The sequence below is a fragment of the Mesorhizobium sp. M2A.F.Ca.ET.039.01.1.1 genome (genome assembly GCF_003998035.1).
Taxonomy (GTDB): Bacteria; Pseudomonadota; Alphaproteobacteria; order Rhizobiales; family Rhizobiaceae; genus Mesorhizobium.
This window is the reverse complement of the sequence record NZ_RZRY01000001.1, coordinates 63168-84202: the sequence shown is the minus strand read 5'-3', so window position 1 is coordinate 84202 and position 21035 is coordinate 63168. Positions and strand designations below refer to the sequence as shown.

Sequence of the window (21035 nt, the reverse complement as noted above, 5' to 3'; positions counted from 1 at the left end):
GTGCCAAGATAGCCAAGGTCCCATTCGATGGCGTGTCTGGTGCGACGATGTCGCGTCGGATCGACGGAGCAGTAGAGCGCCTCCGCCCGGCGCGCGCCGAACTCGGACTCCAGCCGCTCCAGCGTCGGTCCGCCGGTGAAGGAGAAGTAGACGTCGAAATAGGGAATCTGCCTGCGGGCAAGATAGTCGCAATCGTCATCGGCAACCCGCGCCAGCGTCACCGGTGTGTCGATGTCATAAAAGCAGAACTGCCCCGTGCAGAGCGAAGCAAGATCGTCGATGATCACCCTGCCTTCCGGCACGAAGGAGCCTATCACCACTGCATCGGCGCGCTGCAGCTCCCGCCGGTGGTTTCGGCGCAGCTCCGAGACTGTCTCGTAGTAGCGCAAGTCGCAGAAATCGGGATCGCGCAGGTCCCGATGATGCGCGTACCAGGAGACGTCGCGTTCGAGGAAGGTGACGCGATGGCCGAGATCGTTGAGCGCGCGCAGCAATCCGCGGAAAGTCGTCGCATGGCCGTTGCCCCAGGACGAAGACAGGGAGAGCCCAAGGAAAACGATGTCGAGCGGTTTCGTCATTCCGCAGCCTCCATTGCGCGGCGCTCGAAATGCGCCTTGAAGATGTCGTCCACCAGCCGAGCCCTCAGCGTGTAGGTATGCTCGGCCCGAACGCGCCGCAGCGCTGCCGCGCCGATCGCCTCCGCCCGCTGTGGCGTCAGCGTGCGCATGATCTCGGCGACATCGGCCCCGTCGCGGGCGACCAGGATCTCTTCGCCGGGGGTCAGGAAAAATTCGATGCCGAGCCAGGCGTCGGTCAGAAGGCACGCGCCGGCCCCCGCCGCCTCGAAGACACGGGTCGCGGGCGAAAACCCGTTGGCCGCCATGCTGTCGCGGCTGATGTTGAGCACGGCCTTCGGCGTGACGTTGAAGGCGTTGTGATCGTTGGTGCCGACATGCCCCAGCCATGAGACATTCGGGGGCAGGGACTTGTCGTCCCAGCCGGAACCGCCCAGCAGGAAGCGCTGGCTGCCGAGCCTGCGGGCCGGGTCGAGGAAGAAGGCGTCGACGCGCGCCTCACGGTCGGGCAGCCGATTGCCGAGGAAGGCCAGGTCGCAGGCAAAGCGCGGATTTGCGGCGACCGGATGATGCGTCTCAGGATCGAGCGCGTTGTAGATCGGCACGCATTCCGCGGCGCCGAGCGCACGATAATCCCAGACGACCGGGTCGCCGCCGCCGTAAGTCAGCACGATGCCGATCCTCTTCAGTGCCTCATGCAACGGGTGTTCGGCGTCGTTGCGCAACTCGCTCAGGGTCGCCGGCGCGTCGACATCCCAGAAAACGGTCAGCGCGTCCGGGCGGGCATTGTCGAGGACTGCCCGCAGCAGCGCATCGTCTTCGAAGCCGACGCCGCTTGCCTTGACGACAACGTCTGCCTGCGCGGCGCGCGAGGCGACCTGCATCAGCGCATGCGGAGTCGGCTCGTAGACCACGACGCTGCACCAGTCCGGAGCTTCGATGTCGCGATGCTTCTGCCGGTCGTAGACGTCGGGCTCATAGAAGACGATGTCATAGCCGCTCTGCGACAGTGCCTTGAGCAGGCCGCGGTAATAGGTGGCGGCGCCGTTCCAGTAGGACGACAGAAGGCTCGATCCGTAAAAGGCAATCTTCATGCGGCCGCCTCCCTTGCAGGCTTGATTTCAGCCGCCGCGCGATTGCCGCATGCGGCGAGGATGTCGAACAGCTCGTCGCCGCGATGCCGGCATGTGTGCCGCGCCTGGATGGTCTCCAGGCCCGATGCGGCCAGCGCGTCCGCTAGCTGGCGATCGTTCAGCACGTCGCGGAGGTGGTCTCGCATCTCGGCGCCGTTTCGGGCGAAGAGGAAATCCGTTCCGGAGCGGAACAGGCCTTCGACATCCGACCATGGCGCAGACACAAGCGGAATGCCGCAGGCCAGCGCCTCGAACATGCGAATGGTGGGAATGCCCGGCAGGCTCTCCCGGTAGGGCCGGCGTGGGATGTGCATGGTGACGCGATGCCGGGCGAAGGCCTTCGGCACGTCGGCATTGGCGATCCAGCCTTCATAGCGCAAGCCGGTATCCGCGAGGGCCGTCAGCGCATCCGGCGGATAGCGCACGCCGTGCACGGTTCCCGACGGCGCGAGGGCGTGCGCGGGCTCGATCAGGAACTCGGCGATCTCGGCGCTGCGTTCGTCGTCGCCCCAATTGCCGATCCAGACGAGATCAGACTCACGGTCGATCTCGGGCAGCGGCTTGAACAGCCGTTCGTCCGCCGCCTCATGCCAGGTGAAGACCCGTCTGCCCCAGCCGGCACGAAGATAGCTCTCCCGCAGCACTTCGCCGAAGACCAGAACCCCGTCATAATGCTCGAGCTGAAGCACCGCGATCGCCTGCGTCGCCGATACGGCGCGATGATGGGTGTCATGGAACAGCAGCGTGAAATCGCCACCCCGGCCCCGAATGCGGCCGATGCGAGCGACGAGCTCAGGGTCAGTCCATTCATGAACGATGACGATATCTGCGCCGGCGAGCCAGGACTCATGCTGGAAACCCGCGTCGTAGGTCACCGCCATCAATTCCGGAAAATCCTTGCGGAAGCGCTCGACGGCGAAGGGGCCTTGCTGGGCGAGCAGGTTCGATCGGCTCCAGCCGTCGGCGGGCTCCAGCGCGATCACCTCATGGCCGCGCGCCACAAGCTCGCGCATGATGCCGCGCTGGAAGTGCGCGTTGCCGTGGTTCCAGTCGGAAACCGCCGAATGGGTGTAGAACAGAAAACGCATGGTCAACGCCCCGCTGCGGTCAGCGCCGCCCGATTGTAGATGTCGCGCATCATCCTCACTTGCTTGCCCAGCGAGAATTTGCGTGCCTGCCGCGCGGCGCGCCTGCCGAGCTTGCGCCGCAAGCTTTCGTCACGGGACAGGCTCTCGATGCAGCCGGCCAGCGCGTGTGGATCACGCGAGTTGAAGAACATGGCCGCGCCGTCCCAGATCTCGCGGTAGGTCGCGATATCGGCGAGCACCAGCGGCGTGGCCGAGAGCGCTGCCTCCAGGGCGGCCAGCCCGAAGGGCTCGTAGATGGAAGTTGACACGAAGATGCCGGCCCGCCTCATGCGGCGCCGAACCTCGCGGTGGTCGATTGAACCGAGAGAGACGCAGTGGTCGAAACGGGCGCGCTGTCCGTCGGGGCCGGCGAGCGGACCGGCGGCCTGAACGGGCCAGGCGCAGAGCGCGGCGGCGGCGTCGAGCGATGCCGCGTTCTTGCCCTCGTCCCACCAGCGCGCGGCAGCGAAGACAAAACGCTCGCGCCGTCCCGGCCTCGGGCCGGGCAGGGCGCCATTATGGACGACGCCCAAGCCTGCGATCGCGCCGTAGCAGGCTTGGAGCATCTCGGCATGGCTTCGGCTCGGAGCGATAACGACATCGGCGCGATCGAATCCGGCCCTGTTGCGATCTCGCTGCCAGGACCAGGCGTCCGCCGGCGCCTGCCCACGCACCGCGTGCAGCCAGGTGGCCACGCATGAATGCGAGACCGCGACGATGGGACATGTCAGATCAAGTCCGGCGGCTTGCGCCGGCGCATTGAGATGGACGAGATCGATCGCATAGGTCTTGGCAAGGCTTCGCAATTCGCCCGGCAAGCGGTCGAGATCTTTTTCATCGCGCGTCATCCAGTCCGGCGGGCTTTTCAGCCAAACCAGCGTGGCGAAAGACTGCGCCTCACGCGCCTGCTCCGGGGAAGGCTCCGGCCCCAGCCCGGCAAGCACGATGCTGTCGCCGCCGGCCGCCAGCTCGCGAGCCAGGTCGAGCGAGTAGCGCCACACCCCGCCGACGGCGTCGGTCGTCATCAGGATGCGCCGCGGACGATGGATCAGTGATTGCAGCATGAGGACTCCAACTCGGCCAGCGCATGCGGGCGCTGGTCCTGGATGTCGCTGAACGAGCGGAAGGAGGCGAGGTAGTGCTCATGCGCGCGCTCCCAGGCGAGGTCGTCGGGTTCGCCCCAGAGTTCGCGATAGCTGGGCGAGCTCGGATAGGGGTAGAGCGGCACGGGCTCGTTCGCCCAGACGCCATGATCGATGAGGTGCTTGCGCCAATAATCCACCAGCGCCGGGTCGTCCTCAACCACGCCGATCAGATTGGCCTGGACGAAAGGCACGTTGCGGCGGGCGTCGATAAGAAGCGCTGCGAGGTCCTCAGTGTCGAGGCGGCAGCGCTTGGCCAGCATCGCGCGGCCCTCGACGGTCAGGCTTTCAAGGCCTGCTTCGATCGAGACGCAGCCTGCCGCGCCGAGCAGCTCGAGCAGTTCCGGCTTCCACAGATCGATGCGCGTCTGGACGCCGAATTGAACGTCGCGATCGACCAGCGCTTCCAGCAGCGCCTTCTGCGGCAGGAAGATTTCGTCGATGAAATAGATGTAGCCGACGCCTTGCGCGATCAGCCCGTCGATCTCGGCGACGATGGCATCGTGCTTTCTGCGCCGATAGGCATCGCGAAAATCGATCTTGGCGCAGAAGCTGCAATTGTAGGGACAGCCGCGCGAGGCCTCCACCTCGGCGCCGGCGCCCTTCTGGACGGTATCGAACCTGTGGTGGTGGTGGCCATGCGCCGCGATCCAGTCGGACGGCCAGGTGAGCGCCAGGTGATCGACGAACGGGCTGACATGAACGCCGCCATTGCAGGCGAGACCGTCGCCCTGGAGGCTGGCCGTATGCGCGACCTTGCTCCAGTCGCTTTGCCGCGCGAGTTCAGCCACGACCTCCTCGCATTCGCCGCGCACGACGACATCGACGCCGAGCTTGCGCAAGGTGGGCGCCGGCGTCGCCGAGCCGTGCGGTCCGACCGCCACCGTGCGGCCGCCGCGCCCGGCGAGATGGTTGAGGAATTCTCCGGGAACACGCAGTTCCGGCGGCGCGCAGCGCCAGAACAGATAGGTCGGGGCGGTGGTCACCACCGTCATGTCCGGCGCGAATGACGCCACCTGCTCGGCCAGCGCCGCGTTGTCGAGGGCCTGCAATTGTCCGTCCAGCATCAGGACGTCGTGTCCATCGGCCTCCAACATCGCTTTGGAATAGCCGAGCTCCAGCGGCAGATGCGGCTGGCGGCAGCCGAAATAGATGCTGTGCTCATACGTCCAGAACGGATTGACCAGGGCTACCTTCATGCGACGTACCTCGTGGCTTCGGGGCGCGATTGGAGCCGATGCCGCAGCAGCCAGTTGGCGAGATCGCAGACGCCTTCGCGCCATAGGACATGCGCTTGCCAGCCGATCGTGGCTTGCAGCTTGCGCGTATCGGCGACGAAGTAGGGCTGATCGCCGGTGCGCTCGTGGTCGTGGCGGATCGCGATGTCGCTGCCGGTCATGTCGGCGATCTCCGCCAGCAGCAGGCGCAGGCTGACCGCGTTGCGCGGGCCGCCGCCCAGATTGAACGCCTGGCCTTTCAGGTCCTCGATCCTGGCGAGCACGCCGCGATAGGCGGCCACGGCATCGGACACATGCAGGATGTCGCGCACCTGCCGGCCGTCGCCGTAAACGGTGATCGGCCGGCCCGACAGCGCGCTGAGAAGAAAATGCGCGACCCAGCCCTGGTCCTCGGTGCCGAACTGGCGCGGCCCGTAGATGCAGCTCATACGCAGCACCGCCGTCGGCAAGCCATAGGACTTGGAATAGTCGAGCACATACTGATCCGCCGCGCCCTTCGAGCAGCCATAGGGCGTGCAGAAATCAAGGCCGACCTTCTCAGCGACGCCGCTCGTACGCACCTCCTCGTCGAGCGGTTCATAGTGATCGTCGGCTTGCCGAACCGCGATCTGGGGCAGGCTGCCATAGACTTTGTTGGTGCTGGCGAAGACCACGGGAGCTCCGGTGCCGCGGGCCGCTTCCAGCACGTTGAACGTCCCCTTGAGGTTTATGTCGAAGTCTTCAGCAGGATCGCTCAGGCTGGTCGTCACGGCTGTTTGAGCGGCCAGATGGAAAATCGCTTTGGCCGGCGCCAGTGCGGTGGCCAACGCGCTCAGATCGCGAATGTCGACGATTTCGACGATCAGCCGCTCGCCATGCTTTTGCGCCAGCCAATCGAGATTCTGCTCGACGCCTGGACGGCTGAGATTGTCGACGACCAGCACTGTCTCTCCATCGGAAAGCAGGCTGTCGGCCAGGTTGGAGCCGATGAAGCCGCTGCCCCCGATAACGGCCACGGGCGCCTGTCGGGCGGGGCGGTGCGTCTGGGTCATGAGACCAATCCTCGCTCTTCCAGCTCGCGCCGCATGTCGGCGCCCCGGTCGATGACGACGCTGTTGCGAACCCAGGCGGCGAATTCGCCGAGCGAATTTTCCAGTCGATGCTTCGGCTCGAAGCCGAGCAGCTCGCGCGCCTTGGCAATGTCGGCGAAGCAGTTGCGGATATCGCCGGAGCGCGCCTTGCCCAGGATTTCAGGCGGGCGCTTGGGAATACCCATCGCCCTGGCAAGCAGGCGAGCCACTTCGCTGATCGAATAGGCGTGGCCGCTGCCGATATTGATGGCATGGCCGGCGGCCTGGCGCTGTTCCAGAGCAAGCCGGAAAGCGGTGGCGACGTCGCGCACATGCACGAAGTCACGCTTCTGCTCGCCGTCCTCGAAGATCGTCGGCCGCTTGCCGCTGGCGAGACGCGAGGCGAAGTTGGCGAGAACGCCGGTATAGGGATTGGAAAGCGCCTGTCCGGCGCCGAAGACGTTGAAGAGGCGCAGCGCCACCGCATCGATGTCATAGGCCTGGCCGAAGATCAGCACCGCGCGCTCCTGCGCGTATTTGGTCAGCGCGTAGATCGAGGCGAGATCCGGCCGCTTCTCCTCGTCCGTGGGAATCGGCGACAGGGCCTCGCCCGATGCCGATCTGAGATCCCACAGGCCGTCCTTGATGTCAGCGTGCTTGCGTCGGGCATTATCCATCCGCTCGCCGTCCGCAGTCCGGTAGAGGCCTTCGCCATAGATGCTCATGGAGGATGCCACGACGATCCGTTCGACCGGATGCTTGATGAGTGCCTCGAGCAGCACCGCCGTGCCGAGGTCGTTGGTGCCGACATAGCGGGCGATCTCGTACATGGACTGGCCGACGCCGACCTCGGCCGCCAGGTGGATGACCGCGTCGATATCCGAAACCGCCTCGGCGACCGCATCGCGATCGCGCACGTCGCCCTTGATCAGCTCGGCTCCGGTCGGAAGGTTGATGGCTTCGGCGCCGTGTACCTGGTCGACAAGTGCATCGAGCAGGCGCACGCGATAACCATGGTCGGCGAGTTCCTGGGCGACGTGGCGGCCGATGAAGCCGCAACCTCCCGTAACCAATACTCGTTTCACGATGACTCCCTTGCGGATTTTGCTTCGGCGCCCCGAACTGCGCGGTAAAAGGTTTGTTCCCTGCATCAACAAAGTTCCCGCCGCGGGAGGTCACGCAGCTCGGACAAGGGCTGTGCAACCCGGTGGAACATTGCCCTTTGGCTGCTGTTAGGGCCGCTCACCAATCCCCGCTGCGAGAAAGGGAAATCCATGTCCGAGGCCAAGACGACCACCAATCACGACGAGATCCGGAAATGGGTGGAAGAACGCGATGGTCAGCCGGCCGTCGTTCGCACGAAAGGCAAGGGCGGCATTCTGCGCATCGATTTCGGCGAGCCCGAAGACACGCTGGAACCGATCGAGTGGGACGAATTCTTCCGCATTTTCGACGAGAACGACCTAGCCTTCCTGCATCAGGATGAAGCCGGCGGCGGAGGAACGAGCCGCTTCAACAAATTCGTCGAGCGCAGCCAGAAGGACTAGAGCAATTCCAGGAAAAGTGTCAGCGGTTTTCCGTTCGGAATTGCGTCAAAACAAAGAGATAGAGCGGCTCGCCGTTTCCGTGAAACGGCGAAACGCTCTAGTGGGTCGAGAAGCTGGCGTCGTGGCGCCGTTGGAGGGAGAGGAGGCCCTGCAACGGCGCCGCGGCAGGCGGTCAGGCTGCCGCATTTGTTCGTGCCGCTCAATCGAGCGGCTTGTCCGTCGGCCTGGGTGTCTGCCCGGTCTGGCGCCGTCGACCGGCGTTGCGGTTTGCAACAGGATTGTCGAGCGGCGAGGTCGAGGGCTCCCGTGCGCCTGAGGTCTTTGGGGCAGTCGGTCTCGCGCCCGCATCGCGGTCCTGCGCATCGCGATGCGGATGCGGAAGCCCCCCGGGATCGGGCGATTTCACCGCAGGCTTGGACGTGTCTTTCGGTTCAGCCATTTTCGAACCTTTCCTCGTTCAGCCGTTCGCTATCCGCGCGATCAGCCGTGCGGGCGCATCACCACCTTGATGCAGCCGTCCTGCTTGTCGCGGAATGTCTTGTAGAGATCCGGTCCTTCCTCCAGGCCCGCGCGGTGGGTGATGACGAAGGACGGGTCGATCTCGCCGCTTAGCACCTTCTGCAGCAGCGGCTCGAGATAGCGGTGAGTATGGGTCTGGCCCATGCGGAAAGTCAGCCCCTTGTTCATCGCCGCGCCGAACGGAATGTGATCCACCAGGCCGATATAGACGCCGGGCACCGAGATCGTGCCGCCCTTGCGGCAGCAATAGATCGCCTCGCGCAGCACATGCGGCCGGTCGGTGCCGAGATAGACGGTGGCCTTGGCCTTATCGAGCATGGAATCGGACGTTGCGGTGGCATCGGCCTCGGTGCCGACGCAGTCTATGCAACTGTCAGGGCCGCGACCGTCGGTCATGGCCATCAGGGCATCGTAAATATCGGAATTGCTGAAATCGAGCGTCTCGGCCTTGCCGTAATCACGCGCCATGGCGAGCCGTTCCGGCACTTTGTCGATGGCAATGACACGGCCCGCGCCGAGCATCCAGGCGCTCTGGATGGCGAACTGCCCGACCGGCCCGCAGCCCCAGATGGCGACAGTGTCGCCTTCCTGGATCCCGGCGTTCTCGGCCGCCATGTAGCCGGTGGGAAAGATATCGGACAGGAACAGCACCTGCTCGTCATCCATGCCGTCAGGCACCTTGATCGGGCCGACATCGGCAAAGGGCACGCGCAGATACTCGGCCTGTCCTCCCCAATAGCCGCCGACCAGATGCGAATAGCCGAACAGGCCCGCTGGCGACTGGCCCATCACCTTGGCGGCCTGCTCGGCGTTGGGGTTCGAGCGGTCGCAGAGCGAGAACAGGCCGTTCTGGCAGAACCAGCACTCGCCGCAGGAGATGTTGAAGGGAACGACGACGCGATCGCCCTTCTTGAACTTCGTGTGAGCGCGGCCGACTTCCACCACTTCCCCCATGGTCTCGTGGCCCAGCACGTCGCCCGATTTCATCGTCGGCATGTAGCCGTCCATCAGATGCAGGTCCGAGCCGCATATGGCGCAGCACGTGACCTTGATGATGATGTCGCGATCGTTCTCGATCGCCGGGTCGGCGACCTGGTCGCAACGAATGTCGCCTTTGCCATGCCAGGTCAGGGCTTTCATCGGTTGTTCCTTTGGGTTGTCGATGCTTAGCGGGCTACGAACCGAACTGGCGCTGGGCGGGAATGTTCCCGGATCAGAGCCCGCGTTTTCAGCCATTCTTCGCCGAACCCGGTTCGGCCATGTTGCGGTGCTGTTCGGCCAGCATGCCGGCCGGTGTGACATGGGCGGCGGCGGCCTGCATCTTGTTCTTCCAGCCGCTGACCACTTGCTCCTCGCCGGCCATCAAGGCGTCGTAGCCGTCCCTGGCCACATCGGCGGGATTGTCCTTCTCTTGCACCCCGATCTCGGTATCCATCATGTCGGCGCGCTCGAAGAAGCGCGTCTGCGTGGCGCCCGGCATCAGCACGGTGACGCTCACGCCGCTGTCCTTCAGCTCGTGACGCAGCGCGATGGCGAAGGAATCGATGAAGGCCTTGGTGCCGTTGTAGACCGCCTGGAACGTGCCTGGCGTGAAGCCGGCGATCGAGCCTGTGAACAGGATCCGGCCGCGACCGCGTCCGACCATCTTGCGGCCGAGCCGATGGGCCAAATAGACCGTGCCGGTGATGTTGGTGTCGATGACGCGGCGTGCCTCGTTCCAATCCTGGTCGATAAAGCCCCGGCCCAGGCCGCGCCCCGCGTTGAGGAACAGGAGATCGATGTCGCGGTCGCCGATCTCGGCGATCAATTTGTCGGCGCCATTCTCGCGTGCAAGGTCGGCCTCCACCGCATCGACCGAGACGCCGTGCGATCGGAGCGCCTCCGCGGCCTGCTCGATGGCCGGCTCATCGGCGACGATGACCAGATCGTAGCCGTCCTTGGCGCAGAGTTTCGCGAGCTCCCTGCCGATGCCGCTCGAGGCACCGGTGACCACCGCCAGTTTCCCGTTTCCCATTCGATCCTCCTGAGTGGTTCGGCCGAACATCCGGTTGGACCGAATGTTCCTTGGGATCGGAGGATTCCGCACGATGAAACTGCAATGCCTTCGGCCGAGGGAACCGCGTGGGCGCTCTGGCTGTTGGATCGGCAAGGAGCAATCGCCATGGGACTCTTTTCCGACCTGAACAAGAAGCTGACCGAAAACCTCTATGCCCATGGCAGCTATCTGAGCGATCCGAGCGCCGACCTGCCGCGGCGGGTGGAGGAGACGGTCGATCTGCTGATGGCCTTCGTGAAACCCGAGGCGCGGGAAACAGTGAAGCTGCAGATCCTCGGTATCATCCACGAGCATATCTTTGACGAGGAGTGACTCCGGCGATCGCTCGATCCACCGGAGACATAACCGTCAGGATGCGGTCATTCCGAACGGCGGGATCCGCGCTGCTTCTCGGCGTCGCGCAGCAGCCGCACAATGGCATCCACTGGAGAGGGGGCGGTCGCAGGCTGTGCTTTCCAGCGCCAAAGATGGCGAAACAGACTTCTCAAGCTGGGCATCGCAATAACCTCCTGCGTTATCAAACCTGGGACGGCGAATGATGTTCCTTCCATGGCTAGTGCAGGGCCGCGGCGAGCAGAAAGGCGACCGCGGCCAGGACAACCAGCGCCACGATGACCAGGACCGGCCCGTTCCTGCTCGGCTCGAGGTGTGGCGCGTTCTCCGGCGGTCGCATCGCGTTGGCAAAGCTCGACTGGTTGGTGAAGTTCGGTTTGCGCGGCTCGGCCGGCGCGGCGGACGTCGAGACAGCACCGGCTTCGGCGTCTGCTTCCTGCGGTGCCGCCGCCGGGTCGAATCCGGGTGTCTTGTCCTGCGTCCTGCCGGCCTGGATTTCGCCGCGGGCCTCGGCCGGTGTGCGTGGGTTGGGTGACATTCGGCGCCTCCTTTGTTCCCAAACCTTCATCCGGCCCCGCTGTTCCAACCGCGCCTTCTTGAAACTCGGAGGGAACTTTCCGGAGCAGGGCAGCTTTGTATTCTCAACACCAAGAGAAAGAGGCAGGAATGCAAGTTCTCGACACAGCGATACATGCCAGTCCCGGAACTGTGACGGTCGAATTTGTCGGCGAGGGCGGCGAAAACATCGCTGTCACGATGGTCGTGTCCAATCCGTTGCTTGACCACGGCGCCCTTGTTGATCGCGCCAAAGAGTTGATGGTTCAGTGCGCGGCTTTCGGCGGCCTGCCTGCACAAGACCGCTCGCAGGGGAACGCAGATGGCGGCCGGCCCGGCATCCAGCGGCAAAGCGATACAGGTGAGGGTCCCTACACATTCGAATATCGCGAGGGTGGCAATGTGAGGCGGCTCGAAGGCGTGGACTTGCCCAACCTGGAAGCCGTTCATGACGAAGCGTTGCGGTCGGCGATCGATCTGCTCGACGATGCGGCCGAACCCTTTCAGGACGGCTGGGCGGTTAGGCAGGAAAGGGCAACCGCCGCCATGTGAGGGAGGCGGCATCTGTGAAAGGTAATATGATGCGTTCCCTCATGTCACTGCATGCGCTTGCGAGTTCACGAGGCGACGGGCTGAGACCTGAGTTCCTTCGCCTGCTTGATGCCCGCGCGGCCTTGTCCCACCCCGACGTGATTGAACTTCAGCAGGAGACGGGGTTGAACCAGGCCGGTCCAAATCCTGTTGGGGAGCTCGAAACCGCTCCGAAGCAAAGCGTGGTGCGTTTCCCTGGCCGGCGGAGTACGATCAGTCGTGCGTCCGGCAGAAATGCGCCTGTCATAGGAGGTCGCCATGGCAACGCCCTTGGCACTGATCATTGAAGACGAATATCTGATTGCGTCGGACGTGGCGAATGGCCTGAAGGAGCGAGGTTTCGAGGCGGCCTGCGTGGCGTCCGAGCGGGCAGCCGCGACTTGGCTGGACGATCACAGGCCGGACCTTGCCATTATCGATATCCAACTGCTCGATGGCCAGCGCGGTGTCACCGCCGCCCGCCTCAAGGAAGCGGGCGTGCCTTTCGTCGTCCATTCGGGCTACGATCCGGAGTTCCAGTCGCCGATCTTCCACGGCGCGCCTTATGTGCCCAAGCCGGCGCCGATCCGGCATCTGGTCGAACTGGCGAGCCAATTGGTAGGGGATCGCACCGAGCAATAGATCAGGCCAATTCAACGAGCCCAAGCTGGACTTCAGCCCGACGCGGCATCACCTTTGCGGAACCGCGACACCGCCTCGATCAGCATCTTGTAGTCGACGGGCTTGGCTAGCTTCTGCGCGTCCCTGAATTGATCGGGGAAGACGGTGACGCTGTCATATCCGGTGAGAAAAATGAAAGGCACGCCGCCACGCGCCAGATGCTCGGCCAAAGGAAAGCTTCGCTCGCCGCGAAGATTCACGTCCAGCACGGCACCATCCAGGGCGATACTGTCCGCTTGATCCAGCGCTTGTTGAACCGTGGGCACCGGTCCGACCACGGTGCATCCGGCACCGCTCAACTGGTCGGCCAAGTCCTGCGCAAGCATGAACACGTCCTCAACCACCAGGACTTTAAGGTCGGACAAGAGTGTATTCGTGTTCATTCCCGGTACCCAGCGCGAGGATGTCAGCGGTCCGTGGCGGGTGCCAACGGTATCTGGATGTCGCACTCAAGCCCGGAGGGCTCGAACCGCAGGTCGACCTTCCCCCCAAGCTCATACTCTAAACTTTGCTTTATAAAGCTTGTTCCGAAATTCAGTCGCGTCGGCTCGTCTACGGCAGGCCCGCCGATTTCCTTCCATCGGATTGACAGCACACCCGATTTGTCGGTTCTCCAGGCCACTTCGACGCGGCCGTCCTCGGTCGAGAGCGCCCCATATTTCGCCGCATTGCTAGCAAGCTCGAAGAACACCATGCCAAGTGTCGCGGCCACGCTTGCGCCGAGCTGCAGTGATTTTCCGTCAATGACGATGTTCTGGCGAAGCTTGCTGCTGTAGGGCGTTAGAACTGCCCGCAGCAGCTGCTCGAGATCGGCATCGCGCCAGTTGTAGGAAGACAGCACTTCGTGCGTTCGGCCCATTGCCTGCAGCCGCTGCTGGAACGAGGAAAAGAAATCACCGATTGAACTCGATGTGCCAACCATGCGTGAAGCCAGCGCGGTGACTGTGGCCAGGATGTTCTTCACGCGATGTTGCAGTTCGTGCAGCAATCTCTCCTGGCTGCGCTCTGCCTCCTTGTGGCTCGATATGTCGACAAGGGTCGCGATGGCGCCGCGCACCTTGCCGTTTTCGTCGAAAAGCGGGTTGGCCGACATCATCACGTCGATGCCCGAACCATTCTCGTGCAGGATTTGCGCTTCGTAGCCGGGGATAGGTTTTCCGGTGCGAATCGCCTTTCGCAGAGGCTGCTCTTCAGCATCCACCTTAACGCCGTTGAGCGTCAGCGGCAGGACGGCGGGAACTGAAATGAGCTTGTCGCCGGTGGAGCGCTGCCCCATGAATTCCACCGCGCGGCGGTTGGCGCGGATCTCCGCGCCGTCGCCGTCTTCGGCGATGAAGATGCCGACCGGCACCAGGTCGAGCAGGGTCTCGAGGCTTTCGACGCGGTTGCGCAGGTCGTGCGAGAGCACGCCGATCTTTTCCTCCGCCCGCGCGATCTGCGTGACATCGACAAAGGTGACGACGACGCCGGCAATCACGTTGTCGACGGTGCGATAGGGCAGGACGCGCATGATGTAGCGCCGGCCGCTGTCGGTACCTTCGACCTGCCGCTCGATCGTGCCAAGCCTCAGCAGCACCTGCTCCATGTCGGCCTGCAGCCCGTCAGCGGGGAAGCGCGGCCGCACATGCGCCAGCGGCCGACCGACATCGCTCTCGACCAGGCGGAAAAGGTCGCGGGCGGTCGGAGTGAAGCTCTTGATGCAGAGGTCGCGGTCGAGAAACACGGTGGCGATCTGCGTGCTTTCGAGCAGGTTGGCCATGTCGTTGTTGGCGCGGCTGAGCTCGTCGACGCGAATGTTGAGCTCGGCATTGACCGTCTGCAGTTCCTCATTGATCGACTGCAGCTCCTCCTTCGAGGTTTCCAGTTCCTCGTTGGACGACTGCAGCTCCTCGTTGATCGACGACAATTCCTCGTTGGAGGATTTCAGCTCCTCATTGGAGGATTCGAGCTCCTCCGTGGTAATCTGCAGCCGCTCCTTGGTTTCCCTCAGCTCCCTTTCGAGCTGGCTGACATTGGCGCTTTCGACATCGTCGGTCGTGTGGACGGGCTCGTCCTCCGACTCCGCCTTGATGCCGCCGATGTCGCGGAAGACCAGCATGTAGAGCGGGTCCGCCGAGCCGTCGGAGGGCAACGGTTGCACGGCCAGGCTGATCGTCTGCCGGCCGCCATTGGTGCCGACGGTGATCTTGTTCTGGATCGCCACCTGTCCTGTGCTGGCCGCCTTGTGGAGCGCCGCGCGCAGGTCCATGCGAAGGCCCCGCCTTGCCATGGAAAAGACGTTGTGGTCGGGGGCGCCCGCGGCGAGCTCGAGATATTTGCCGGTACCGCCCGAACTATGCATCAATTCGCCACCAGCGTTGACCACCACATAGGCCGGCGCAAATCGCTCGACGAGAAGACGCTCCGCCACTTCCTGCAAGGTTCCGTTCGTCGCCCGCTGCCGTGTATTCGGCACGGTGTGCCTGGCGGCGGCGGCGAGCGGGAATTCGGGCAACCGCTGCGGGGTCATCCCGCCACGCTTCTGGAAGATGCGGCTCGCCTTGTCCACGGTGGAGAACAGGCGGGCGTGCCGCGTGACGTTCTCCGAGGATCCGAGAAAGAGATAGCCGTTGTTGCGCAGAGCGTAGTGGAAGATCGGAATGATTTTTTCCTGCAGTTCCGGGCCCATATAGATCAGGAGGTTCCGGCAGGTGATCAGGTCGAGCTTGGAGAAGGGCGGGTCGCGCAACAGGTTGTGCGAGGAAAACAGACAGACCTCGCGCAGATCGGCCGAAACGCGGTAAGTGCCGTCCTCGCGCGAGAAGAACTCCTTGAGCCGCTTCGGCGTTATGTCCGTGGCGATCGTTGCAGGATAGCGCCCGGCGCGGGCCACCTCCAGCGCACGCTCGTCGATATCGGTGGCGAAAATCTGCAGATTGGGCGAGGCGGCGCCCCGCGGAGCGCTCTCCTTTAAGAGCATAGCGATCGAATAGGCCTCTTCGCCCGTCGCACAGCCGGGCACCCATACACGGATCGTCTCGTCGGGCTTTCGGTTCTCGAAGAGCCGGGGAATGACCAGTCTTTCCAGCACATCGAAGGCGTGCTCGTCGCGAAAGAAGCTGGTGACGCCGATCAGCAGGTCCTGGAAGAGCAGATCGACCTGCTGCGGCTCGTCGCGCAGCCGCTCGTAAAAGGCGATCGGGTCGTCGATCTGCAGCACCTGCATCCGGCGCTGGATGCGGCGCAGGATCGTGTTGTCCTTGTAGCCGCTGAAATCATGGCCGGTGCGCACGCGAAGCAGCGCCGCGATGCGCGAAAGCTGCTCGGCGACATCGCGCTTGCGGCGGTCGCGCTCGCCATCGGTGTGGTTGGCGTGGCGGAAATAGCTGGTGAGCTTGCCCGCCATTTCCTCGGCCGGAAGCACCATGTCGACCAGGCCGCTCTGGACGGCGCTGCGCATCATGCCGTCATACTCGGCGCTTTCCTGCGCCAAGGTCAGGCCGCCGCGTTCCTTGACGGCTCTCAGCCCGATGGTGCCGTCACTGCCAGTGCCGGACAGGATCACTCCCGCCGCGTTCTCCGACTGCTCCTGCGCCAGCGAGGTGAAGAAATCGTCGATCGGCGTCCGTCTGGCGCGCGTCGTGGCCATTTTGGCCATATGGAAATGCTGGCCACGCACCGTCACCGATACACCGGGCGGCGTGACGTAGATCTTGTCGGGCTCGATCTCCATGTCTTCGGCCGCCGTCAGCGTCTCGATCGAGGTCGACCGCTGGATGATGCTGGCGAGAACGCTTTCGTGCTCGGCATCGAGATGTTGAATGACCACATAGGCAAAGCCGCTTTCGGCCGGCACTTCGGGAAAGAACCGTTGCAGGGCCGCGATGCCGCCGGCCGACGCGCCGATGCCGATAATCGGGAAAGGTGCCCCCTCCGTTGCGGCCTCGGGCGCGTCGTTAGCCTTCGCTCTTGTCGTGCCTGTCTTCCTCGCCGCCCGCGCCATTGCCGCCTAACCGTGCTCGCCTGCTCTCAAGGATGCGCTCGATGACGGCGGCATCCGCTTCGTATTCCCGCGCCCGCTGGCCGAACTGATTGGCCAGTTCGGAGCGACGCCGTGTCTTTTCCCGCTCGGCCATGCGCCGGGCAAACTCCGCCCGCTGCTGATGCGAGCGAAGCAGGCTCCACAGGATCTCGTCCGCTTCGATAGCCTGAGCCTCTATCACTGCGTCGGCGGTGAAGGCATGCCCGGTATGACACCGATAGCGGAGCATGTCACCGTCTTCGATCTCCCACAACGGCCCGTGGCATTCCGGGCATGTAAACACCGACAATTGCCCAAGTCGATCTTCGTCTTTCATGGTCGAATGCTCCTGCGCGGCGATGGCCGCTTCCAATCTTACCATCGGCGGTGCCGCAAAGGTCTCGCCCGGCGGCTCGGCAGTCAGCTTTGCAAGCAAAGCGCCGAGCTCGGCAGCAGGCAGGCAGTGGTCGACCTCGACATAATGCAGCGCGCTTTCCACCATGGAAGGTACCAGCGTATCTTTAGGATGCTGGACGACCGCCAGCCCGCCGACGGCCTTGACGGCCCTCAACCCGGCGGTGCCGTCGGACATCGCACCCGACAGCAGCACGCCGATGACGCTGGCGCCGTAGCTCAGCGCCGCCGAACGGAACAAAGGATCGATGGCCGGCCGGGCGAGGTTTTCGCGCGGGCCGCGCCGCAGCATCATATGGCCATCGTGAAGGAGAAGATGGAAACCCGGCGGCGCCACATAGATGCAGCCCATCCTGAACGCCGCGCCGTTCCTGGCCGGCTGCGCTTCGAGCCTCCCCGCGCGGTCGAGGATATCGGGCAGGTAGCTGACCTGGCCGATATGCACCACGACGAACACGGCCGCCGCCAGATCGGCGGGCAGATCGGCGACGATCCGCTTCAGAGGCTCGATCCCGCCGGCCGACGCGCCGATAACGATGATGTTGTGGTTGTTCGTTGGGCTTGTGGAACGGGCCATTCCGCGACGAGCCTCCATTGGGCTGTAAGAACCGCTCCGTTGCGGTGATGGCGCCATCGCGGTTCAGCGACCGGTCAGGTGTTTAACAATGCAATCCACGCGATGTTCCATCGCTGCCGGTTCAAGCGCCTGCCCGCTGTCCCAAAAGGTGGCTGGAACATAGGAGATCGCTGGCAGTTCGGGTTCGCTTCGGACGCCATACCAAGGCGTCTGTTGAAGACGGGTGGGCAACACCTGGTCGGCCCGCGCCTGCCCTCGCTGGCGTGGGCTTCAGGCCCCGGCAGAACCTGCCGCGCCGCCGTGCAGATGTCGCCGCCACAACCACAGGAGACAGCAATGAAGCATCAGACCTCATACGAACTTCAATCGGTGGCAATCGTCGATCGGCTCGGCTTGATTCCCCTTGCGACGAGAAGGCAGCGGATCGAGCGGTGGGCGGAATTGCTCGATCGCAATCCTCAGCGTTGCCTCTCGGCGCTGACGGGCACCGAATATGTCGATCCCGGCGTCCGTGAACGGGTGCGGGCGGATGGCTCGCCGCTCGCGGTTGCCTTCGATGATCCGCTGCTGCGCGCGGCCGGGTTGCAATCGGACACCTATGGCGAGGCGAAGCGCTTCTTCGAACTCTCCGATTGGCAATTGCATGATGTCGTCTGCAGCTGCCATACCGGCGCGACGATGCAGGCCAGCTGGGCCGCCGCGCGGGTGCGTCGGATTGTAAAGGGCAATCGGATCCTCGGATGGCTCAGAAGCCGCTTCGTGCAATAAGAGAGTTGCCGGCGAGCGCAGGTCGCCGGCGGCCCGATCAGTGCAAAAGAGAGGCTCCGCGCGACCAGGCTATCCTGCGCATAATGCTGTTCAGCCAGTCGGCGATCGATGAGGCCTCGGGCCTTTTGTCGATATCCTCAAGCGCCTGTTCCAGAGTGTGCTCGACAAGGCGGTCAGAGGCCCCGGCATCGTCCAGCAGCAAACGTGCGGTAAGCCGGAGCTTGGGCAGCAGCGCGACGACGTCCTCCGCCGCAGACACCGGCTGCGCGACGGTCGCTGGCTCTGCGGAGGGCTCCGGCGGGAACAACGCATCGACCAGGCTGATGCGGTTCGAGGACTTGCTCAGGCTGCTGGCGAAACGCAAATGTTCGGGGATGGCGATGTCGTCATATCCGCTGAAGAACACGAAGGGCACGTTGCGCAGCATCAGTTCGTCCGCCACCGGAAAAATCTTGCGGCCGTGCAGGTCGATGTCCAGGATCGCGGCCTCGGCTGCTTTGGCATGTCGTCCGGCCTGTTCCAGCGTCGCCACCGGTCCCAGGATGATCGCGCCCATGTCAGCGAAGAAGGTCGCGAGATCGCTGGCGAGCAGCCACTCGTCCTCCGCAATCAAGAGGTGAAGTCCCCTGAGGTTTCGCACACCCGAACTCCGTCAATGGCATTCCGACGTGGTGAGACCGCAGCCCTGGACCATGCCGCGCCGACATCGGCGCGCATGACAGGAGGCCGCAGGGAAGCCAGATGTTAGAACGCAGCGACGGGTGAACCGTTCCGGCCGTTCGCTGCATGCGCTTCGATCCGATCCGGCAGGCATGGAACCATTGCGCCGGCCCGCGGTTCGGCACGAGGCGGGACTTGGCCGGAACCAGGACCATGACATCGCACGGCGAAGCCTCCAAGGATGATAACGAGCGTGAGAATGCCGAACGGGTCCGCGACCTCGCGGAAAGAGCGGGAATTCCAAGCGGGTTGGCGCTGGCGCTGATCCTGAAATACGGAAACGATCCGCGCGTGCTCGATCGCGAGGCGGCAAAGCTGAAGCGGGACGCAGACAATGGCGATAGATAGGGGCAGCCGTGCTTGACGATCCGATGGTCCTCATCCTGATGTATTTCGTCTTGCCGGTCTGGCTGATCGCGGGGTTTGCCGATTGGCTCTGCCACCGCGCGACCCACATAGAATCCACCACCGGCGCGAAGGAATCGCTCATCCATCTCCTGATGTTCGCCGAGGTCGGGATCCCGCTGCTTGCGGCAATGTTCCTCGAGGTGAACGCCCTGGTGGTCTCCGTGATGATCGTCACCTTCTTTGTCCATGAAGCGACAGCGATGTGGGACGTGCGCTACGCGACCACGGCGCGCACGGTGAGCCCTATCGAGCAGCATGTGCACAGCTTCCTGGAGATGATCCCGCTGATGGGCCTGGTCATCGTGGTGGCGCTGCATTGGGGGCAATTCCTGGCGCTATTTGGCGCCGGAACGGAAGAAGCTCGCTTCGATCTGACCTGGAAACATCAGCAACTGCCGGTGACATATATTGCCGCCGTGATGGTCATTATCGTGCTGTTCGAACTGCTGCCCTATGTGGAGGAGTTCTTCAGAGGACTGCGCGCCAACTCGGGCCGGCTCGTTCCAGCCAAGGCAAAGCGGCACAAGGCCGGCGACACCGCCGCGCGATGAAGCGCCTCATCGTCTCAGCCATTCTGGTCGATAGCATGAGGCGAGGGCTGCTGGGCACCGCCAGCCGGACGCCCGCCATTCTGGCCAGCCCACAGCCAGAGGGCGACCAGAACGATCACCACAAGGCCAACTGCGAATATGATACGGCGCATCCGCGACCTCAGCCGCCTGGCCTGTTGGCGGCCAGGTCCGAGCCGACCCCAACAGCAGGATCGGGCGCCACCGGACCGCGCTCGGCCTCCGAACCTTCTGACTCGATCTCCTGAACGGCTTGATCCCAATGTTCCTGCTGGCGCCCCTCGGGGCGGCCTTCGCGTTCCCATATCTCGTGGGCGCGCTGCCTGATCCGTTCTTCCCTGTTCATGCCGGACTCCTCTCGCGGCTGAGCTCCCCTGCCGGCGCCTAATCCGGTGGGGGGAGGTTTGTTCCACCGAGGACTTTGTTTCGGCTGCCCGGGAGGCGGGAACTCCGTCCTCGCGCCGGTGTTTTCTTCCATCAACCGGAGATCAGTCATGAACAACATCCAGAACCATCGCGAGACGGGCGCCAGGAAATATCCGGCGAATACCGATCCGGATCCGAGCGACGAATTTTCCCAGGACGCCGCCAGCAACGAAAGACCTCACGTCGATCCAGGCCTTAGCCGCAAACAGGGCGAGGTCGAGGACAAGACCCACCAATCGGAAGGCCGCAATCCGCCGCGGCAACCGACGCCGAGCCCGGCGACCGAAAAAAGCTCAGGCGCCGGCCCTGCGGTCGCGGAGCATTCCAAGGACGCGAAAGCGCCCCGGAGCGGCCGTCAGCCCGGCGCCTATATAAAGGAATGATGGCGCCGCAGACGTCGTGGAACATAGCTATGACTTCTAAGTTCGGGGAAAGCCGCCGCCGACGATCCGGCGGCGGATCGTGAGGCTCTGGAACCGTCCGGAGCCGCCGCAACCACGGCGGATCGGCTATGAACACAACAGCGTCAAGCGAACATCTGCAGGCACGGGCAGCGGCGGTTGGGCTACGTCCACTCCGCCGGCGGGCATGGCTTCCTCTGACGGCAAGCGTCCTAGCGAGCCTCCTT

The 21035-nt window shown here is 63.9% G+C and carries 23 protein-coding genes and 1 pseudogene; 8 read left to right on the top strand and 16 right to left on the bottom strand.

The window, feature by feature from the left end:
- The 7 genes and pseudogenes from EOA24_RS00460 to EOA24_RS00430 all read right to left on the bottom strand — a co-directional run.
- A pseudogene (locus EOA24_RS00460) lies at positions 1-578 on the bottom strand (glycosyltransferase); the annotation flags it as partial.
- On the bottom strand, positions 575-1669 hold the full coding sequence (locus EOA24_RS00455; RefSeq protein WP_126079196.1) for a glycosyltransferase: 1095 nt from the start codon (positions 1667-1669) through the stop codon (positions 575-577). The pseudogene EOA24_RS00460 and the gene EOA24_RS00455, both read right to left, overlap by 4 nt.
- Positions 1666-2796 carry a glycosyltransferase gene (locus EOA24_RS00450; RefSeq protein ID WP_126079195.1) on the bottom strand — a complete coding sequence of 377 codons (1131 nt, stop codon included), beginning with the start codon at positions 2794-2796 and terminating at the stop codon, positions 1666-1668. Before EOA24_RS00450 ends, EOA24_RS00455 begins: the two co-directional genes overlap by 4 nt.
- A gap of 2 nt (positions 2797-2798) precedes the next feature.
- Positions 2799-3899 carry a glycosyltransferase family 4 protein gene (locus EOA24_RS00445; RefSeq protein ID WP_126079194.1) on the bottom strand — a complete coding sequence of 367 codons (1101 nt, stop codon included), beginning with the start codon at positions 3897-3899 and terminating at the stop codon, positions 2799-2801.
- On the bottom strand, positions 3884-5176 hold the full coding sequence (locus EOA24_RS00440; protein ID WP_126079193.1) for a TIGR04295 family B12-binding domain-containing radical SAM protein: 1293 nt from the start codon (positions 5174-5176) through the stop codon (positions 3884-3886). The genes EOA24_RS00445 and EOA24_RS00440 overlap by 16 nt, the downstream gene beginning before the upstream one ends.
- Complete coding sequence (locus tag EOA24_RS00435; RefSeq protein WP_126079192.1) at positions 5173-6246, bottom strand: NAD-dependent epimerase/dehydratase family protein; 1074 nt, start codon at positions 6244-6246, stop codon at positions 5173-5175. The genes EOA24_RS00440 and EOA24_RS00435 overlap by 4 nt, the downstream gene beginning before the upstream one ends.
- Complete coding sequence (locus EOA24_RS00430) at positions 6243-7349, bottom strand: SDR family NAD(P)-dependent oxidoreductase (protein ID WP_126079191.1); 1107 nt, start codon at positions 7347-7349, stop codon at positions 6243-6245. Before EOA24_RS00430 ends, EOA24_RS00435 begins: the two co-directional genes overlap by 4 nt.
- 189 nt (positions 7350-7538) lie before the next feature.
- Between EOA24_RS00430 and EOA24_RS00425 the strand changes: the two genes are divergently transcribed.
- On the top strand, positions 7539-7811 hold the full coding sequence (locus EOA24_RS00425) for a hypothetical protein (RefSeq protein ID WP_042647258.1): 273 nt from the start codon (positions 7539-7541) through the stop codon (positions 7809-7811).
- A gap of 199 nt (positions 7812-8010) precedes the next feature.
- Here the strand turns inward: EOA24_RS00425 and EOA24_RS00420 are convergent, their stop codons facing one another.
- The 3 genes from EOA24_RS00420 to EOA24_RS00410 form a co-directional block, all read right to left on the bottom strand.
- Positions 8011-8250 carry a hypothetical protein gene (locus EOA24_RS00420; RefSeq protein WP_126079190.1) on the bottom strand — a complete coding sequence of 80 codons (240 nt, stop codon included), beginning with the start codon at positions 8248-8250 and terminating at the stop codon, positions 8011-8013.
- A 41-nt stretch (positions 8251-8291) separates the two neighbouring features.
- Complete coding sequence (locus EOA24_RS00415; protein WP_126062618.1) at positions 8292-9470, bottom strand: zinc-dependent alcohol dehydrogenase; 1179 nt, start codon at positions 9468-9470, stop codon at positions 8292-8294.
- A gap of 88 nt (positions 9471-9558) precedes the next feature.
- On the bottom strand, positions 9559-10344 hold the full coding sequence (locus EOA24_RS00410; protein WP_126079189.1) for an SDR family NAD(P)-dependent oxidoreductase: 786 nt from the start codon (positions 10342-10344) through the stop codon (positions 9559-9561).
- 84 nt (positions 10345-10428) lie between these two features.
- On the opposite strand from EOA24_RS00410, the gene EOA24_RS00405 reads away from it, so the two are divergent.
- Positions 10429-10698: a hypothetical protein gene (locus tag EOA24_RS00405; protein WP_245467250.1), complete on the top strand. Its 270-nt coding sequence runs from the start codon at positions 10429-10431 to the stop codon at positions 10696-10698.
- A 241-nt stretch (positions 10699-10939) separates the two neighbouring features.
- On the opposite strand, the gene EOA24_RS00400 is transcribed toward EOA24_RS00405, so the two are convergent.
- Positions 10940-11257: a hypothetical protein gene (locus EOA24_RS00400; RefSeq protein WP_126079188.1), complete on the bottom strand. Its 318-nt coding sequence runs from the start codon at positions 11255-11257 to the stop codon at positions 10940-10942.
- A 128-nt stretch (positions 11258-11385) separates the two neighbouring features.
- Here EOA24_RS00400 and EOA24_RS00395 point away from each other — a divergent pair, with 128 nt between their 5' ends.
- Together EOA24_RS00395 and EOA24_RS00390 are read left to right on the top strand one after the other, a co-directional pair.
- Positions 11386-11826, top strand: coding sequence for a hypothetical protein (locus tag EOA24_RS00395; RefSeq protein ID WP_127409377.1), 441 nt, complete (start codon positions 11386-11388; stop codon positions 11824-11826).
- Positions 11827-12123: 297 nt separating this feature from the next.
- Positions 12124-12486, top strand: coding sequence for a response regulator (locus EOA24_RS00390; RefSeq protein ID WP_126079186.1), 363 nt, complete (start codon positions 12124-12126; stop codon positions 12484-12486).
- A gap of 32 nt (positions 12487-12518) precedes the next feature.
- Here EOA24_RS00390 and EOA24_RS00385 read toward each other — a convergent pair whose 3' ends face one another.
- The 3 genes from EOA24_RS00385 to EOA24_RS00375 are packed head-to-tail and all read right to left on the bottom strand — an operon-like array spanning position 12519 to position 17516.
- The gene (locus EOA24_RS00385) at positions 12519-12908 is read right to left on the bottom strand and encodes a response regulator (RefSeq protein WP_126079185.1); all 390 of its coding nucleotides are present in this window, start codon (positions 12906-12908) and stop codon (positions 12519-12521) included.
- Positions 12909-12931: 23 nt separating this feature from the next.
- Positions 12932-16507 carry a CheR family methyltransferase gene (locus EOA24_RS00380; RefSeq protein ID WP_126079184.1) on the bottom strand — a complete coding sequence of 1192 codons (3576 nt, stop codon included), beginning with the start codon at positions 16505-16507 and terminating at the stop codon, positions 12932-12934.
- Complete coding sequence (locus EOA24_RS00375; protein WP_245467249.1) at positions 16461-17516, bottom strand: chemotaxis protein CheB; 1056 nt, start codon at positions 17514-17516, stop codon at positions 16461-16463. Before EOA24_RS00375 ends, EOA24_RS00380 begins: the two co-directional genes overlap by 47 nt.
- A 336-nt stretch (positions 17517-17852) precedes the next feature.
- Between EOA24_RS00375 and EOA24_RS00370 the strand changes: the two genes are divergently transcribed.
- Entirely contained in the window at positions 17853-18284 is a 432-nt protein-coding gene (locus EOA24_RS00370) for a hypothetical protein (RefSeq protein WP_126079182.1), read from the top strand.
- Positions 18285-18321: 37 nt separating this feature from the next.
- Here the strand turns inward: EOA24_RS00370 and EOA24_RS00365 are convergent, their stop codons facing one another.
- On the bottom strand, positions 18322-18897 hold the full coding sequence (locus EOA24_RS00365) for a response regulator (RefSeq protein WP_245467248.1): 576 nt from the start codon (positions 18895-18897) through the stop codon (positions 18322-18324).
- A 260-nt stretch (positions 18898-19157) separates the two neighbouring features.
- Here EOA24_RS00365 and EOA24_RS00360 point away from each other — a divergent pair, with 260 nt between their 5' ends.
- A complete protein-coding gene (locus EOA24_RS00360) occupies positions 19158-19352 on the top strand; it encodes a hypothetical protein (RefSeq protein ID WP_126079180.1) in 195 nt (64 codons plus the stop codon).
- A gap of 8 nt (positions 19353-19360) precedes the next feature.
- A complete protein-coding gene (locus tag EOA24_RS00355; protein WP_126079179.1) occupies positions 19361-19963 on the top strand; it encodes a diguanylate cyclase in 603 nt (200 codons plus the stop codon).
- A gap of 160 nt (positions 19964-20123) precedes the next feature.
- Here the strand turns inward: EOA24_RS00355 and EOA24_RS00350 are convergent, their stop codons facing one another.
- Positions 20124-20327, bottom strand: coding sequence for a DUF2934 domain-containing protein (locus EOA24_RS00350; protein ID WP_126079178.1), 204 nt, complete (start codon positions 20325-20327; stop codon positions 20124-20126).
- Positions 20328-20475: 148 nt separating this feature from the next.
- Here EOA24_RS00350 and EOA24_RS00345 point away from each other — a divergent pair, with 148 nt between their 5' ends.
- Positions 20476-20790, top strand: a complete 315-nt coding sequence (locus EOA24_RS00345; RefSeq protein WP_126079177.1) for a hypothetical protein — start codon at positions 20476-20478, stop codon at positions 20788-20790.
- The last annotated feature ends 245 nt before the right edge of the window (positions 20791-21035 follow it).

Excerpts from the sequence above, each read along its gene's own strand:
- EOA24_RS00455 (WP_126079196.1), bottom strand. The coding sequence starts at position 1,669 with ATGAAGATTGCCTTTTACGGATCGAGCCTTCTGTCGTCCTACTGGAAC.
- EOA24_RS00450 (WP_126079195.1), bottom strand. The coding sequence starts at position 2,796 with ATGCGTTTTCTGTTCTACACCCATTCGGCGGTTTCCGACTGGAACCAC.
- EOA24_RS00445 (WP_126079194.1), bottom strand. The coding sequence starts at position 3,899 with ATGCTGCAATCACTGATCCATCGTCCGCGGCGCATCCTGATGACGACC.
- EOA24_RS00440 (WP_126079193.1), bottom strand. The coding sequence starts at position 5,176 with ATGAAGGTAGCCCTGGTCAATCCGTTCTGGACGTATGAGCACAGCATC.
- EOA24_RS00435 (WP_126079192.1), bottom strand. The coding sequence starts at position 6,246 with ATGACCCAGACGCACCGCCCCGCCCGACAGGCGCCCGTGGCCGTTATC.
- EOA24_RS00425 (WP_042647258.1), top strand. The coding sequence starts at position 7,539 with ATGTCCGAGGCCAAGACGACCACCAATCACGACGAGATCCGGAAATGG.
- EOA24_RS00420 (WP_126079190.1), bottom strand. The coding sequence starts at position 8,250 with ATGGCTGAACCGAAAGACACGTCCAAGCCTGCGGTGAAATCGCCCGAT.
- EOA24_RS00415 (WP_126062618.1), bottom strand. The coding sequence starts at position 9,470 with ATGAAAGCCCTGACCTGGCATGGCAAAGGCGACATTCGTTGCGACCAG.
- EOA24_RS00410 (WP_126079189.1), bottom strand. The coding sequence starts at position 10,344 with ATGGGAAACGGGAAACTGGCGGTGGTCACCGGTGCCTCGAGCGGCATC.
- EOA24_RS00405 (WP_245467250.1), top strand. The coding sequence starts at position 10,429 with ATGCCTTCGGCCGAGGGAACCGCGTGGGCGCTCTGGCTGTTGGATCGG.
- EOA24_RS00400 (WP_126079188.1), bottom strand. The coding sequence starts at position 11,257 with ATGTCACCCAACCCACGCACACCGGCCGAGGCCCGCGGCGAAATCCAG.
- EOA24_RS00395 (WP_127409377.1), top strand. The coding sequence starts at position 11,386 with ATGCAAGTTCTCGACACAGCGATACATGCCAGTCCCGGAACTGTGACG.
- EOA24_RS00390 (WP_126079186.1), top strand. The coding sequence starts at position 12,124 with ATGGCAACGCCCTTGGCACTGATCATTGAAGACGAATATCTGATTGCG.
- EOA24_RS00385 (WP_126079185.1), bottom strand. The coding sequence starts at position 12,908 with ATGAACACGAATACACTCTTGTCCGACCTTAAAGTCCTGGTGGTTGAG.
- EOA24_RS00380 (WP_126079184.1), bottom strand. The coding sequence starts at position 16,507 with ATGGCGCGGGCGGCGAGGAAGACAGGCACGACAAGAGCGAAGGCTAAC.
- EOA24_RS00375 (WP_245467249.1), bottom strand. The coding sequence starts at position 17,516 with ATGGCCCGTTCCACAAGCCCAACGAACAACCACAACATCATCGTTATC.
- EOA24_RS00370 (WP_126079182.1), top strand. The coding sequence starts at position 17,853 with ATGAAGCATCAGACCTCATACGAACTTCAATCGGTGGCAATCGTCGAT.
- EOA24_RS00360 (WP_126079180.1), top strand. The coding sequence starts at position 19,158 with ATGACATCGCACGGCGAAGCCTCCAAGGATGATAACGAGCGTGAGAAT.
- EOA24_RS00350 (WP_126079178.1), bottom strand. The coding sequence starts at position 20,327 with ATGAACAGGGAAGAACGGATCAGGCAGCGCGCCCACGAGATATGGGAA.
- EOA24_RS00345 (WP_126079177.1), top strand. The coding sequence starts at position 20,476 with ATGAACAACATCCAGAACCATCGCGAGACGGGCGCCAGGAAATATCCG.